This is a genomic window from Thermodesulfobacteriota bacterium, from assembly GCA_031082315.1.
Classification (GTDB): Bacteria; Desulfobacterota; QYQD01; order QYQD01; family QYQD01; genus QYQD01.
On the sequence record JAVHLC010000037.1, the window covers coordinates 1 to 1199 of the forward strand.

Consider the following 1199-nt stretch of genomic DNA (forward strand, 5'->3'; position numbering starts at 1 on the left):
CTGATAACCATTTTTAATTTGCCTGAAAGGACATAGCCTATCTCCTCGCCTTTGTGAAGGAAAAAATGGGCAGGCAGCTCCTGGTGGGGCTCTATTTCAATGATATAGGGTTCCATGTTGCCCTGAAAATCCGGCGGCGTTAAAAGCTTACCCTGGATCGATCCACTAGGGATATCTTCAAACCCTGCTTCTACAGCCTCAGCAGCCGGGAAGATGATCTGTTTTTCTGATCTTGAAGACGGTTGCAATAGTGAACCGACATCAACTGAAAGGACCTCGGCCATCTTCAGAAGGGCCGGCAGTGAGGGATAAATAATGTCGGTCTCTACCTGGGAGATAGTGCTGGGAGTAACTCCCACTAGTTTCGCAAGCTCAGCCTGAGATAAGCCCTGTCTCATCCGGAGTTCTTTGACGCGAGAGCCCAGGTTGATCCCATTGGCCCCTTGTTTTTGCCTGTCAAATGTGATGGCGAGACCTTTTGTCCAGTAGCGGCAAGGTTCATGCATATCCGCTGTGCTGCGACCTTCGGCCTTTAGAATGGTCAGGGTTGTGGTGCCTCTTTTTATAGAAAGATCGATGGCCACCTGGGCAATCTGATTGATCTGGGCCCTGAGTTGGGGCGAGTGAGCCAATTTTTCCATTATCCAGTAGGCTATAGTATTCAATTCATAGAGGCGGGGGCAGGAATGAGAATAAAACTTCTGTACGGCCTCTTCCCCTCCCCAGAGTTTTTGCATGCCCGTGATACTTTCAAATACGAGACGGACATCTCCGCTTAAAGCCTCATGGAGCCCATAGAGGGCTTCTATTACATAGTCCATGTCTCCCGGCTTTTCCACCCTCCTGATATGGCAGAGGCGTTCGGGATCAGGTTCTTCGTAGAATTTCATGAAGACGGGGGTGGATGCTCCCTTACCGCAGGTGAAGGCGTCAAGGATAGTAAGATTCGGGCTGTCCGCCAGGGGACCCAGTTTATCAAGGAGGTTTCTGGGGGAGCGGTCAAAGGTGACATAAATTACCGGCTTATGATTGGATAGTGATGCCTGGAGAAAATTAAGACAAAAGACCGATGCCAGGCTGCCGGAATGATCATACCAGACCACGTTATCACCGATGAAGAGACCGCCGAGCAGGCGGTCCAAGTGGCTTACTCCAGAACTAACAGACGCCTTTTTGCGCATTGGCAATACCTCTTCTTT

General features: G+C 50.0%; 1 protein-coding gene. It reads right to left on the reverse strand.

Annotation, left to right across the window (positions count from 1 at the left end; genetic code table 11):
• Nucleotides 1-1181: helix-turn-helix domain-containing protein (locus RDU59_12945; GenBank protein ID MDQ7839386.1), on the reverse strand; the 1181-nt coding region annotated here is incomplete at its 3' end.
• Between the last annotated feature and the right edge of the window lie 18 nt (nt 1182-1199).